The 12,971-nt window shown below is 70.1% G+C and carries 12 protein-coding genes; 4 read left to right on the forward strand and 8 right to left on the reverse strand.

Annotation, left to right across the window (positions count from 1 at the left end; translation table 11 throughout):
- Nucleotides 1-45: 45 nt before the first annotated feature.
- Both ffh and P5G46_RS02285 read right to left on the reverse strand, forming a co-directional pair.
- Nucleotides 46-1,590 (reverse strand): signal recognition particle protein, encoded by a 1,545-nt coding sequence (gene ffh, locus P5G46_RS02280; RefSeq protein WP_239274738.1) that lies wholly within the window; start codon nt 1,588-1,590, stop codon nt 46-48.
- A gap of 148 nt (nt 1,591-1,738) precedes the next feature.
- On the reverse strand, nt 1,739-2,284 hold the full coding sequence (locus tag P5G46_RS02285) for a TetR/AcrR family transcriptional regulator (RefSeq protein ID WP_239274737.1): 546 nt from the start codon (nt 2,282-2,284) through the stop codon (nt 1,739-1,741).
- Nucleotides 2,285-2,310: 26 nt separating this feature from the next.
- Here P5G46_RS02285 and lipB point away from each other — a divergent pair, with 26 nt between their 5' ends.
- Together lipB and lipA are read left to right on the forward strand one after the other, a co-directional pair.
- Nucleotides 2,311-2,988, forward strand: coding sequence for a lipoyl(octanoyl) transferase LipB (gene lipB / locus P5G46_RS02290; protein WP_308192640.1), 678 nt, complete (start codon nt 2,311-2,313; stop codon nt 2,986-2,988).
- The gene (gene lipA, locus P5G46_RS02295; protein ID WP_239274735.1) at nt 2,985-4,019 is read left to right on the forward strand and encodes a lipoyl synthase; all 1,035 of its coding nucleotides are present in this window, start codon (nt 2,985-2,987) and stop codon (nt 4,017-4,019) included. Before lipB ends, lipA begins: the two co-directional genes overlap by 4 nt.
- Before the next feature lies 1 nt (nt 4,020).
- Here the strand turns inward: lipA and P5G46_RS02300 are convergent, their stop codons facing one another.
- The 4 genes from P5G46_RS02300 to smc all read right to left on the reverse strand — a co-directional run bounded on the left by P5G46_RS02300 (nt 4,021) and on the right by smc (nt 9,426).
- A complete protein-coding gene (locus P5G46_RS02300) occupies nt 4,021-4,449 on the reverse strand; it encodes an MSMEG_6728 family protein (protein WP_408904889.1) in 429 nt (142 codons plus the stop codon).
- Between the two features lies 1 nt (nt 4,450).
- A complete protein-coding gene (locus P5G46_RS02305; RefSeq protein ID WP_375095533.1) occupies nt 4,451-4,951 on the reverse strand; it encodes a DUF2004 domain-containing protein in 501 nt (166 codons plus the stop codon).
- A 70-nt stretch (nt 4,952-5,021) separates the two neighbouring features.
- Nucleotides 5,022-5,894 (reverse strand): signal recognition particle-docking protein FtsY, encoded by an 873-nt coding sequence (gene ftsY / locus P5G46_RS02310; protein ID WP_239274732.1) that lies wholly within the window; start codon nt 5,892-5,894, stop codon nt 5,022-5,024.
- A gap of 4 nt (nt 5,895-5,898) precedes the next feature.
- A complete protein-coding gene (gene smc, locus P5G46_RS02315; protein ID WP_408904890.1) occupies nt 5,899-9,426 on the reverse strand; it encodes a chromosome segregation protein SMC in 3,528 nt (1,175 codons plus the stop codon).
- A gap of 441 nt (nt 9,427-9,867) precedes the next feature.
- Here smc and P5G46_RS02320 point away from each other — a divergent pair, with 441 nt between their 5' ends.
- Both P5G46_RS02320 and P5G46_RS02325 read left to right on the forward strand, forming a co-directional pair.
- Nucleotides 9,868-10,149 (forward strand): hypothetical protein, encoded by a 282-nt coding sequence (locus tag P5G46_RS02320; RefSeq protein ID WP_408904891.1) that lies wholly within the window; start codon nt 9,868-9,870, stop codon nt 10,147-10,149.
- Between the two features lie 55 nt (nt 10,150-10,204).
- Nucleotides 10,205-11,287, forward strand: coding sequence for a GNAT family N-acetyltransferase (locus P5G46_RS02325; protein ID WP_375095529.1), 1,083 nt, complete (start codon nt 10,205-10,207; stop codon nt 11,285-11,287).
- Between the two features lie 117 nt (nt 11,288-11,404).
- On the opposite strand, the gene mutM is transcribed toward P5G46_RS02325, so the two are convergent.
- Nucleotides 11,405-12,295 carry a bifunctional DNA-formamidopyrimidine glycosylase/DNA-(apurinic or apyrimidinic site) lyase gene (mutM, locus tag P5G46_RS02330; protein ID WP_375095528.1) on the reverse strand — a complete coding sequence of 297 codons (891 nt, stop codon included), beginning with the start codon at nt 12,293-12,295 and terminating at the stop codon, nt 11,405-11,407.
- Nucleotides 12,288-12,968, reverse strand: coding sequence for a ribonuclease III (gene rnc, locus P5G46_RS02335; protein ID WP_239274727.1), 681 nt, complete (start codon nt 12,966-12,968; stop codon nt 12,288-12,290). Before rnc ends, mutM begins: the two co-directional genes overlap by 8 nt.
- Nucleotides 12,969-12,971: the final 3 nt, after the last annotated feature.

Raw genomic sequence — 12,971 nt, forward strand, 5'->3', positions numbered from 1 at the left:
CCTCGGACACGCCGCTTCTCGGCGTGCGCGGCCGTGCGGGCGTTGTCAGCCCCGTCCGAGCAGCTTCTGCAGCTCCGCGAGGTCGGCCTCGCTCGGCGCCTTCTGACCGCCGAGTCCGAAGCCCGACCCCGTGGCGGGAGCGGCCGCGGCCACCCCGGCGTTCTCGGCGGCACGCTTGGCGGGGTTGCCCGAGCGCGAGCCCTTCGCCTTCTGCTGCTTACCGCGCTTCGACGAGGCGCCGGGCTTGCCCCCCACCGGACCCATGCCGGGGATGTTGGGCACACCGCCCCGTGCGACGGTCTTCATCATCTTGGCGGCCTGTTCGAAGCGCTGCACGAGCTGGTTGACGTCGGTCACGGTCATGCCCGAACCGCGCGCGATGCGCAGACGCCGCGAGCCGTTGAGGATCTTGGGGTTGCGTCGCTCGGCCAGAGTCATCGAGCGGATGATGGCCTCGGTGCGGTCGATCTCGCGTTCGTCGAAGTCCTCGAGCTGCTGCTTCATGGACCCCATGCCCGGGAGCATCCCGAGCATCTTCTTCATGGAGCCCATCTTCTTCATCTGCTGCATCTGCTCGAGGAAGTCCTCGAGCGTGAAGGTCTCGGTCGCGAGCTTCTCGGCGACCTTCATCGCCTCGGCCTCGTCGAACGCCTGCTGCGCCTGCTCGATCAGGGTGAGGATGTCACCGAGGTCGAGGATGCGGGATGCCATGCGGTCGGGGTGGAACGGCTCGACGTCGTCGAGCCCCTCGCCCGTGGACGCGAAGATGATGGGCCGGCCCGTGACCGAGGCGACCGACAGCGCCGCGCCACCGCGGGCATCGCCGTCGAGCTTGGACAGCACGACGCCGGTGAAGTCGACGCCGTCCTGGAACGCCTTCGCCGTGTTCACGGCATCCTGACCGATCATCGCGTCGATGACGAAGAGCACTTCGTCGGGCTGCGTCGCCTTACGGATGTCGGAGGCCTGCTTCATGAGCTCGGCGTCGACGCCGAGACGGCCGGCGGTGTCGATGATGACGATGTCGTGCTGCTGGCGCGTGGCGTACGCGACGCCGTCGCGAGCGACCTTGACCGGGTCACCCACGCCGTTGCCGGGCTCGGGGGCGTAGATCGCGGCGCCGGCGCGCTCGGCGACGACCTGGAGCTGGTTCACAGCGTTCGGACGCTGAAGGTCGCAGGCGACGAGGAGCGGCGTGTGGCCGTCCTTCTCGAGCATCTTGGCGAGCTTGCCCGCGAACGTGGTCTTGCCCGACCCCTGGAGGCCCGCGAGCATGATGACCGTCGGCGGGTTCTTGGCGAACTGCAGGCGACGCTGCTGTCCACCCAGGATGCCGATGAGCTCGTCGTTGACGATCTGGACGACCTGCTGCGCCGGGTTGAGGGCGCGGTTGACCTCGTCGCCGAGGGCGCGCTCGCGCACCGACTGCGTGAACTCCTTCACCACCGGCAGCGCGACGTCGGCGTCGAGCAGGGCACGCCGGATCTCTCGGACCGTCCCGTCGACGTCGGCGGGGGTCAGCTGCCCCTTCTTGCGCAGATTGCGGAAGGTCTCTGTGAGCCGGTCGGAGAGGGTGCCGAAAGTCGCCATGATGGGAAGAGTTTACGCGGAGCCGACGCGGGACGCCGCCGCGCCGGTCGGGGCCGTCGCGTGACCCCCGCGATCCGGCGGACCTCGACCCTCCCCGGTCGGCGGGGCGGAGGGTGTGCGGTCAACGGGAACAGCGGATGACGCCCCCTCACGCCGCGGACAGGGCCTCCGACAGCGTCTGGGTCAGCGAACGACCGGCGGTGTGGTCGGCCCAGGCCCAGACCGCGGCGAGCACGGCGGCCGACAACGCCCCGGCGCGGACCTGGGCCGCGAGAGGCTCGGCGCCGTCGCGCACCAGACGTGCGGCGGCCTCCCGCTGCAGGCGGAACTGCCGGATGGCACGGTCGCGGTCCAGTTCGGCGGCGATACCCATGGCATCCGCGTTGACGATCGCGAGGGCGAGGGCGTCCGGCGCGAGCCCGTCGCCGATGCCGCACAGCACCGCGTCGATCGCCCCGCCGTCGCGCAGCTCGGCGACCGCCGCGTCGACCCGCGCGTCGAAGCCCGACCACAGGACATCGCTCTTGGCCGAGAAGTAGTTGAAGAAGCTCGACCGGCTGACCCCGGCGCGCCGCGTGATGTCGGAGACGGACGTGGCGTCGTATCCCTGCTCCAGGAACAGCTCGCACGCCGCCTCGGAGAGCACCTCGCGGGACGAGGCGCGAGGGCGACCGCTGCGAGATTCGGTGGCCATGCAGACAGCCTAGAACGCGTGGCACCGTGTATTGTTGGACGCAATCCAACAAGGCGGGAGCGGCGATGCTCGACATTCAGCACGTGGGGCTCGCCCCCGACTACGTGCCCTACCTCGACGGGTGGGCGCTGCAGCGCGCGGTGCACGCCGACGTGGTGGCCGGCGCCCGACGCGACACGTTGCTCCTCCTCGAGCACGAGAGCGTCTACACCGCCGGCAAGCGCACCGAGGCTCACGAGCGCCCGACCGACGGCACGCCGGTGGTCGATGTCGATCGCGGGGGGAAGATCACCTGGCACGGCCCCGGCCAGCTCGTGGGCTACCCGATCGTGCGCCTCCCCGAGCCGATGGATGTCGTGGCCCACGTCCGCCGCCTCGAGTCCCTGCTCATCTCCGCCCTCGCCGCGCACGGCGTCGAGGGCCTCCGCGTCGACGGCCGCAGCGGCGTATGGGTACGCCGACCACTGGGTGTCGACAAAGTCGCGGCGATCGGCGTGCGCGTCGAGAAAGGTGTCACCATGCACGGGTTCGCAGTCAACTGCGACAACTCCCTGGCCGGATTCCGAGGCATCGTCCCCTGCGGGATCACGGATGCCGGTGTCACGACGGTGAGCGAGGTCGTCGGTGCCGACGTCTCCCCCGCCGACATCGTCGCCAGCGTCGAGAACGCCTTCCGCGCCGAGTACACGGCGGTCGCGGCGTGAGCGCGTGCGGGAGCGGCAACACCGGTGGTTCGGCATCCACCGCCCCGGGTGGTCGGAAGCTGCTGCGCCTCGAGGTCCGCAACGCGCAGACCCCCATCGAGCGCAAGCCCGAATGGATCAAGACCAAGGCACGCCTCGGGCCCGAGTACACCGCGTTGCAGAACCTCGTGAAGACCGAGGAACTGCACACGGTCTGCCAGGAGGCCGGCTGCCCCAACATCTTCGAGTGCTGGGAGGATCGCGAGGCGACGTTCCTCATCGGCGGTTCCCAGTGCACGCGGCGCTGCGACTTCTGCCAGATCGACACGGGCAAGCCCGCCGACTACGACCGCGACGAACCGCGCCGCGTCGCCGAGAGCGTGTCCCGCATGCAGCTGCGATACGCCACGGTGACCGGCGTCGCGCGAGACGACCTCCCCGACGAGGGCGCGTGGCTGCACGCCGAGACGGTGCGCCGCATCCATGCGGACAACCCCGGCACCGGAGTGGAGATCCTCGCGACGGACTTCTCCGGCAACCCGAGCCTGCTGGAGGAGGTCTTCTCGTCGCGGCCCGAGGTGTTCGCGCACAACGTCGAGACCGTCCCGCGCATCTTCAAGCGCATCCGTCCCGCCTTCCGGTACGAGCGTTCGCTCGGCGTCCTCACGGCCGCACGCGACGCGGGACTCATCACGAAGTCGAACCTCATCCTCGGCATGGGCGAGGAGCCGGAGGAAGTCGTTCAGGCACTGCAGGATCTGCGTGAAGCCGGTACCGACATCATCACGATCACCCAGTACCTTCGTCCGAGCCCGCGGCACCTGCCCGTGCAGCGCTGGGTCAAGCCCGCGGAGTTCGTGGAGTTCAAGGAGGAGGCCGAGCGCATCGGATTCCTCGGTGTTCTCGCGGGGCCGCTCGTGCGCTCGTCCTACCGCGCCGGACGCCTGTGGGCGCAGTCGATGATGTCGAAGGGACGCGACATCCCCCCGCACCTGGCCCACCTGGCCAAGGACATCGCCGCGGCCGACGCCGGGTTCGCTCAGGCGGTCTGACTCAGACCGGCCAGATGTAGGGCAGGTCGTCCGGCACGTCGCCGAAGCGCAGACGGTAGAACTCCGCGTCCTTGCGGACGAGATTGGAGCGGTGCGCGAGGTGGAACGCCTCGTCGCCGAGCCACGGCGGCAGCTCCAGGGCATCCTGCGGCATCCCGTCGACCTCCGGGGCGAACACGCGGATCTTCTCGCGCACGGTGTCGGCGCGGCCCTGCGCCACCCATTCATCCGTCATCACCAGCCCGTACGACACCAGAGCGGGCAGGTGCCCGTCCCACATCTTGGCCGCGGGATGATGACGCCATCCGTGGTCCGGCACCGTGAGAGCCCTCAGCAGCTGAAACGTCTCGACGCGCTGTTTGCCGAGGCGGCGGCTGTCGAGGGCGCGAGCCGAATCGACGAACGAGGGGAAGGGAAGGAAGGTCTGCACGTCAGTCGGCGCTCGTGACCGACTGCACCTGTCCGTCGGACGCGAGATTGACCAGCAGCACGTCGTCCGTGGCGTCCGGATCGAGCGCGTACTCGAGGACGGCGAACGGGTCGGCTCCCCCGTGCTCATCGGCGAGGATCGTCATGCTCATGAGCTGCAGCGACTTGATCACGTCGATGTGGGTGTCGCCGGAGGCGTCGACGAGCAGATCCTCCAACTCATCGCCCAGGGTCGCCTGCTGCTGGAGGATGTACTCCGTCACCTCGCTCGTGCGGTCGTCCAGCTCGTTCACCATGGCGTTGCGCGCGGCGAGGTCGATGGCCTCCAGTGACGAGATCATCGCTGCGGCGACGTCGAGCGCGTCGACGGACACGTCGTCCTGATCGGGCGCCGTGAGGTCGACGGTGACACTCTGATCGCCGAACTCCACGTTCTCTGACCAGAAGATCGACCCGTCGGGCCCTGACTCGAGGAGTCCGAAGAAGTCGTGCTCGATCGCCATTCCCCCATGAAACCAGCCCGACCGGTATCGCGGAAGGCGACCCGCCCGCCGCGACGCATGCGGTATGGGGTCAGTCCACCAGCGACGCGGCGAACACGTGCGGCGTGAAGCCCGTGAGGTCGCCGATGCCCTCGCCCTGCCCCAGGAGCTTCACCGGGATACCGGTGCGCTCCTGAACCGCCAACACGAATCCGCCCTTGGCCGAGCCGTCGAGTTTGGTGAGCACGAGGCCCGTGACGCCGGCGCTGTCGAGGAAGGCCTGGGCCTGCATGAGGCCGTTCTGCCCCGTGGTGGCGTCCAGAACGAGAAGCACCTCGCTGATGGGCGCCTGCTTCTCGATCACGCGCTTGATCTTGCCGAGCTCGTCCATCAGACCGCCCTTGGTGTGCAGGCGGCCCGCGGTGTCGACGAGCACGATCTCGGTTCCCGTCTCCTTCGCGTGCGCGACGGTCTGGAAGGCGACGGATGCCGGATCCTGACCCTCGTGCTGCGGGCGCACGATCGTGGCTCCCCCGCGCTCGGCCCAGGTCGCCAGCTGGTCGACGGCGGCCGCGCGGAACGTGTCGGCCGCACCGACCACGACGGAACGTCCGTACCGCTGCAGGAACTTGGCGAACTTGCCGATCGTCGTGGTCTTGCCGACGCCGTTCACGCCCACGACGAGAACGACCGCGGGACGCTCGGTGAGGCGCAGCGTCGTGTCGAACTTGGCGAAATGCTCCTCGAGCGTCTCGCGCAGCATGCGCTGCAGGTCGCGCGGGTCCGTGGTGCGGTAGCGCTCGACCTTCTCGCGCAACTCGTCGATGAGCCGCTCGGTGACGTCGGGGCCGAAGTCGGCGGTCAGCAGCGCCGTCTCGAGGTCGTCCCACGTGGTCTCGTCGATCGTGGGTTTGACGAACAGCCCGCGCAGCGCGCGGCCGAGCGACCAGGAGTTCTCAGCCATTCCCTCAGCTTACGGGGGCCGGTTCCGGCGCGGTGCGGGCACGGTCGCCGACGCGCTGTCCCACCACCGCCGAGACACCGTCCTGGCGCATCGACACGCCGTAGAGCGCGTCGGCGATCTCCATCGTCCGCTTCTGGTGCGTGATGACGATGAGCTGGCTGCTCTCGCGCAGCTTCTCGAACACCCCGAGGAGCCGGCCCAGGTTGGCGTCGTCGAGAGCGGCCTCGACCTCGTCGAGGATGTAGAACGGACTCGGCCGTGCCGTGAAGATCGCCGTGAGGAAGGCGACGGCCGCGAGCGAGCGCTCTCCGCCCGAGAGCAACGACAGCCGCTCGATCTTCTTGCCGACCGGGCGTACGGCCACCTCGATGCCCGTGGTGAGGGGGTTCTCGGGGTCGGTCAGCGCAATGCTGCCGGCACCACCGGGGAACAGGATCGGGAAGATCTCACCGAACGCCGTGCGGGTGTCCTCGAAGGCGGCGACGAAGATCGTCTGCATGCGCTCGTCGAGTTCCGCGATGATCGTCTGCAGATCAGCCCGCGTCTGCTGGAGATCGGCGAGCTGCTCGGTCAGGAAGGCGTGCCGTTGTTCGAGCGCGGCGAACTCCTCCAGCGCGAGCGGGTTCACGCGCCCCAGCTGAGCGAGTTTGCGCTCCGCCTCCTGCAGGCGGCGCTTCTGCGCTGAACGGTCGAACGGCTCGGAGCCCTCGCCGTCCGCGCGGGGAACGTCCTGGTCGGGACCATACTCGGAGACGAGGATGTCTTCGTCCAGCGACAGCTCGGACTGCACGCGTTCGAGCAGGCTCGTGACGTGGAGCTTCTTCTCGTGCATCTGCAGCTCGAGTCCGTGGACGCTCTCGGTGAGACGAGCAAGTCGATCGCGCACCGCCGCTTCCTCGGCGCGGGCCTTGCTCAGATCAGCGGTGACGGCCGAACGGGCCGTCTCTGCCGCGGCGAGCTCGACCCGCGCCTGGCTGACCGACCTGTCGACCGAATCCAGCAGCGCGGGCAGCGCCGCGGCGACATCGGCCGCGACTTCGCGCTGCGCCCGCCGGATGACGGCTCGGCGCGCAGCGGCGGCCGCCGCGGCACGCTCACGCTCGCGCTGCTGCTCCAGCTGAACGATGCGGACCTCACCGGCACGCACGCGCTCGCGGAGCGTCTCGATGTCGAGGCGCGCGCGCATCTCCCTCTCGCGCGCGGTCTCGAGGTCGGCGAGCATCCCCTCCCTCGCTGACGCATCCAACATCGGACGGGGCGCCTCTCGCGCGCGGGCGAGGGCCTCGTCGGCCACGCGTGCGGTCTCTTCGGCGTCGGCGACCGCCGCCTGCGCCTGAACAAGACCCGCCGCGAGACGCTCGCACTCGGCGACGGCCGCCTCGTGCCGAACGGTCACGCGATTGAGCTTCTCCGCGTGCGCGGCCAGCGCGGCGTCGTGCGCGCGCAGTGTCGCGAGGGTCTCCTTCGTGCGCGCACGGGCAGCGGTGAGCTTCCCCTGAGCTTCCGAGAGGGCCTCCCGCAGGGAATCTGCGACCACCGAGATCTCCGACAGCCTTTCCGCCGCTGCGTCGCGCTCGGCCGCCAGCTCGAGACGCGAACGCCCCGACCCCGAGCCGGCCCGCAGCGTGCGCGCGGTGAGGACCGCTCCGTCGCGCGTGACGACGGCCGTTCCCGGCGGAGCCGACGCGAGGACCGGGCGCAGTGCCTCGGCCGACGACATGTCGTCGACGATGACGACGCCCGACAGGATTCCCCGCACCCCGGGCGGGGCTGTGACGACGTCGACCGCACGCACTCCCCCGTCGATCGCGGCGGCGCCGTCGGCATCGGGGGCATCGGCGATCGCGATCTCGACGACGCCGAGTTCGCCGTCGCGGGCCGCGTGGGCGGCAGCGAACGCCGCCGCGCCGTCTTCCACGAGAAGCCCCTCGGCGAGTGACCCCAGCGCCGCGGCGATCGCCGCCTCATACCCGGACGTGACCTTGACCGCATCGCCGACCAGACCCCGGATGCCATCGGTCCCACTCGCGACGAGGTCCGCCGCCGCGTTGCGCACGTCGAGCGCGCGCCCGAGCGCGGCTGTCTGCGCCGTCAACGCGTCGCGTTCACGCTCGGCGGCGTGGAGGCGGTCCCGCAGCTGCGCGACCTCTGTCTCGGTGTCGTTGGTCTCACGCTGAGCGCGCTCGTAGGCCGCAGCGTGCTCGGCCGTGGACTCCTCCGGGGTGACGTCGGGGTCGAGCGCCGTGCGGGCCTCCTCCGCTTCGGCGCGTCGTTCGAGCGCCGCGTCGAGCGCCCGCTGCTGCCGTTCGACCGCGGCGCGCACCGCCGCGAGGCCGGAGGCCGCGGCGTCAGCCGATCCCTGCAGCGCCGTGAGCTTCATGTCATGCTCCGACACGAGCGCGCTCTGCGCCGCGATGTCGGCGTCGAGAGCGTCCAGCTCCGCCCGTGCCCGCGCGACGCCGCGGGCCTCCTCCGCCGCGGCATCCTGCGCATCACCCAGGCCCGCCGCGATCTCGTCGATCTCGGTGCGCAGGTCGTCGATCATGGCCTGGGTCACCGTCGGTGCCACCGTCGACGCGTCACCCTCATCGTCGGCGAGCAGGGTGAGGCGCTGACCGGCGAGCGTGTACAGGCCCCGCAACCGTTCCTGCACCTGCTCGAGCGAGAAGGCCACCCGTCGAGCCCGGTCCACCGCCTCCGACCGCTGTTCCTCCTCGAGGCGTTCGACCTTCCGCCGGATGCCGTCCGCCTGATCCTGCAGCATGAGGCGCTCGGTGTGTCGCTCGCTCTCGGCGGCGGCGGCGTCTCGCAGCTCATGCCGGAGTCGCACGAGTTCGTCGGCGAAGAGACGGGCCTTGGCGTCTCGGACGATCGCGGCGATCGTCGCCGCTTCCCGGGCGATCTCCGCCTGCTTGCCGAGCGGCTTCAACTGACGACGCAGCTCACCCGCGAGGTCGCTCAGCCGCGTGAGGTTGGTTTCCATCGCCTCGAGCTTGCGGACCGTCTTCTCTTTGCGACGACGGTGCTTGAGGATTCCCGCGGCCTCCTCGATGAAGCCACGGCGCTCCTCCGCCGACGCTTGCAGCACGCTGTCCAGGCGCCCCTGCCCGATGATCACGTGCATCTCGCGTCCGAGACCGGAGTCGCTGAGCAACTCCTGCACGTCCAGGAGCCGGCACGTCTGTCCGTTGATCGCGTACTCGCTGGCACCGGTGCGGAACAGGGTGCGGCTGATCGTCACCTCGCTGTACTCGATGGGCAGCGCGCCGTCGGAGTTGTCGATGGTGAGCTGCACCTCGGCGCGACCGAGCGGACCGCGCGTGGACGTGCCCGCGAAGATGACGTCCTCCATCTTGCCGCCGCGGAGGGTCTTCGCGCCCTGCTCCCCCATGACCCAGGCCAGCGCGTCGACGACGTTGGACTTGCCCGACCCGTTCGGGCCGACGATGCATGTGACCCCGGGTTCCAGCGCGAACGTCGTCGACTGGGCGAACGACTTGAAGCCCTTCAGCGTGACGCTCTTCAGGTGCATACGGATGCGCCTTCCCGACAGGTGGACTTCCGCTTCACGCTACCCGACGACCCGCGGAATCCCGCGGTGGCTGGCCGATCGGTCGCGCGTTCGACGCGCCCGGATGTCACCCGTTTCTGGATCTTCGCTTGACATTCGCTGAACGACACCGCTAGCGTCGGGGGTCGCAACCGACGTCGAAAGGAGGTCACACCATGATTCGCAACACCACCGGCTTCATCGCCACCCCCGTGCTGTCTGCACCCCTGCGTGGAGTGACCACCGCCGTCGGCATGCCAGCGCGTCGCGCGTGACCTTGCCGCGTTGAGACTTCGCGTCTCCGCTCCCGCACCGTCATCCGATCATCGGATGCCGTGCTCCCGGGCTTCTCAAGCCCTCTTCGCCCGTCCCGGCCACGCCGGACTCGGCATCTTCCTCGCCTCTCTCCACCGGAGCCTCCGCATGAACACTTCGCTCACGCGCGCGCCGCAGCACCCGGCATCCGCGTTCTCTGTCCCCGTCGTCGAGCCCTCGGCCGAGCGCCGCCTCGGCCCCCTCGACCGCCTGTCCCTTCGCCTCGGCGTCTGGCTGCTGGTGCGCGCCGCCGCCCGCGCCGATGAAGCGGCCCGCCGCGCCGCACGGTCCGCCGAGACCGCGCACCTGGCGCGCCGCAATGCCCTCGAACGTCAGCAGCGCGAGGCCGACTGGCAGCGGCTCGCGGTGCACGCGCACCGACCCTTCTGATCGGGTGGGGCCACCCCCGGCCCCACCCCTTCTCCCCTCCGACGAAAGAACCGACATGATCACCCTCCCGGCCGGCCTCGAGCTGCGCCCCCTCCGCATACCCGCCTCCATCGACGACGCCGACGCCGCCGACTTCCGCGAGATGACCCGCGTACGCAACATCGTCTACGCGGAGATCGCCGGACACGACGACCACGCCATGCCCGCCGACGAGCTCCTTCCCGCATACCGGCCGACCGCTTCGCAGATCCGCCTTCTGTGGTTGGCCGTCGTGGACGGCGAGGTGGTGGGGCGCGTCGGCCTCGACCTCCCCCAGGAGGAGGGCGCACGCACGGCCTTCTGGCTCATCGAACTGCGCCGCAACGTGTGGGGGCGCGGCATCGGCCGTGCCGCCCACGACCTCATCGAGCGCACCGCGCGGGAACACGGTCGCACCGTCCTGCAGTCGTGGGCGGAGCACCCCGCCGTCGCCGGTCCGCAGCTGGACGCGCCGACGGGCTTCGGCCACATTCCCCTCGACCACGCGGCCCGGTTCTTCCTGGCATCCGGATATCGGCTCGAGCAGATCGTCCGTCAGAGCTACCTCGACCTGACCGGCGCCGAGCCCCATCTGCGCCGCCTTCTCGCCGAGGCGGAGGAGGCGGCCGCGGGATACCGCGTCATCCAGTGGATCCTCCCCACTCCCCCGGAGTTCGTCGAGGCCTACGCCGCGATGAAGTCACGGATGGTCACCGACGCACCATCGGCGGGTCTCGACTACGACGAGGAGCAGTGGGACGCCAACCGAGTGCTCGAGTGGGAACGGACGTACACCGATGCCGAACGTCACGTCCTCGTGACCGTGGCGCAGCACGTCGACACGGGCGAGCTCGCGGCGTTCAACGAACTGGCCATCGGCAAGGACCGGACGACCGTGACCAGCCAGGAGGACACCCTGGTCGTCGCTGCCCACCGCGGCCACCGCCTGGGCATGCTCGTCAAGTGCGCCGGGCTGCTCGCGTGGCGCGAGGCGGTCCCGGAGTCGCCGCGCGTCATGACGTACAACGCCGAGGAGAACCGGCCCATGCTGTCGATCAACGAGGCGATCGGCTTCGTGCCGACGTCGTACGAGGGGGCGTGGCAGAAGACGCTCGCGTGATCCGACGCCGTACGCACTTCGCCGAAACCGCATCCCGCCGACATCCGTCCCGCTTCCCGCGGCCGATTCGTCGGCGGGATGCGGTCTCGCGCCCGAACGGCCGAGCAGCGAAACCGGTCAGCGCATGCGCTGGCAGCGCGGGCAGAAGTGGCTCGAACGGTTCATGAACGACACCCGCACGATCGGCCGGCCGCAGCGCGGACACGGCTGACCGGTGCGGCCGTACGCGTTCAGAGAGTGCGCGAAGTACCCCGCCTGCCCATTGACGTTGACGTACTGCGCGTCGAAGCTCGTCCCACCCTCGGCGAGAGCCTTCTCGAGCACCGCGCGGATCTCGGCCAGCAGGCGGTTCACCGAGCGGGTCGGAAGATCGGATGCCGCGGTCTCGGGGTGAATGCGCGCGGCCCACAGCGACTCATCGGCGTAGATGTTGCCGATGCCGCTGGCCACGGTCTGATCCAACAGGACGCGCTTGATGCCCGACGATGTCCGCGCCAGCCGCGCCCGGAATCGCGCGTCGTCGAAAGCCGGATCGAGCGGGTCACGGGCGATATGGGCCACCTGCGTCGGCACGCGCGACAGCGGCGAGCCACGACCGGCGGGCGCGGCATCCGGGGTGTCGATGAGCCGATCGAGAGCGAGCGACCCGAACGTGCGCTGGTCGGCGAAGACGAGGGAGAGATCTCCGTGAACCGGGTTCTCCAGCTCGACACGGATACGTTCGTGCCGTTCCTCGGGCGCACCGGGAACGCGCAGAAGCATCTGACCGCTCATCCCCAGGTGGGCGACGATCGCCTCGTCGTCTCCGACCGGCATCCACAGGAACTTGCCGCGCCGCACCGCGGCAGAGATCCGCCGACCGGTGAGCTCCGCCTCGAAGTGCTCCGCCGTGCCCGTGTGTCGCGTCAGCGCTCGGGCGTCGCGCACGTCGACCGAGACGATGAGGGCGCCGCTGACCGCCGGCTCGAGGCCGGCGCGGACCACCTCGACCTCGGGGAGTTCAGGCACGCGCGCTCAACTCGCGCCATGCCGTGAGCGCCGCAGCCATCTCGGCGTGCTTCTTGCTCGACCCCAGCCCCTGGGCCGTGACGTCGCCGACGACGACCGTCGCGGTGAAACGCCGATCGTGGTCCGGACCGGCCGCCGCCACCGAGTACACGGGCGCCGGGAGCGCGAGGCGCGCCGCGATCTCCTGAAGGCTGGTCTTCGGATCCATCGCCGCGCCGTAACGGTCCGGATCCGCCAGCAGCGGCTCGACCAGGCGCAGCACCAGACCGGTCGCGGCGTCAGGACCCGCAGACAGGTACGTCGCCCCGATCACCGCCTCCATCGTGTCGGCGAGGATCGAGTCCTTGTCACGGCCGCCCGTGAGGATCTCCCCGCGCCCGAGGCGCACATGATCGCCGAGCCCGATGGCCCGCGCGACCTCCGCGAGGGCCACGGTCGACACGACGCTCGCGCGTCGCTTGGCGAGGCTCCCCTCGTCGAGCTCCGGATGCCGGGTGTACAAACGCACCGTCACCGCTTGGCCGAGGACCGAGTCGCCGAGGAACTCGAGGCGCTCGTTGTGCGGAATGCCGCCGTTCTCGTAAGCGAACGAGCGATGGGTCAGCGCAAGAGAAAGAAGCTCGGGGTCGATGTCGACCCCGAGCTTCTCGATGAGCGCAGCGTTACGCGTCACCGG

It is taken from the genome of Microbacterium mcarthurae (assembly GCF_046064585.1).
Taxonomy (GTDB): domain Bacteria; phylum Actinomycetota; class Actinomycetes; order Actinomycetales; family Microbacteriaceae; genus Microbacterium; species Microbacterium mcarthurae.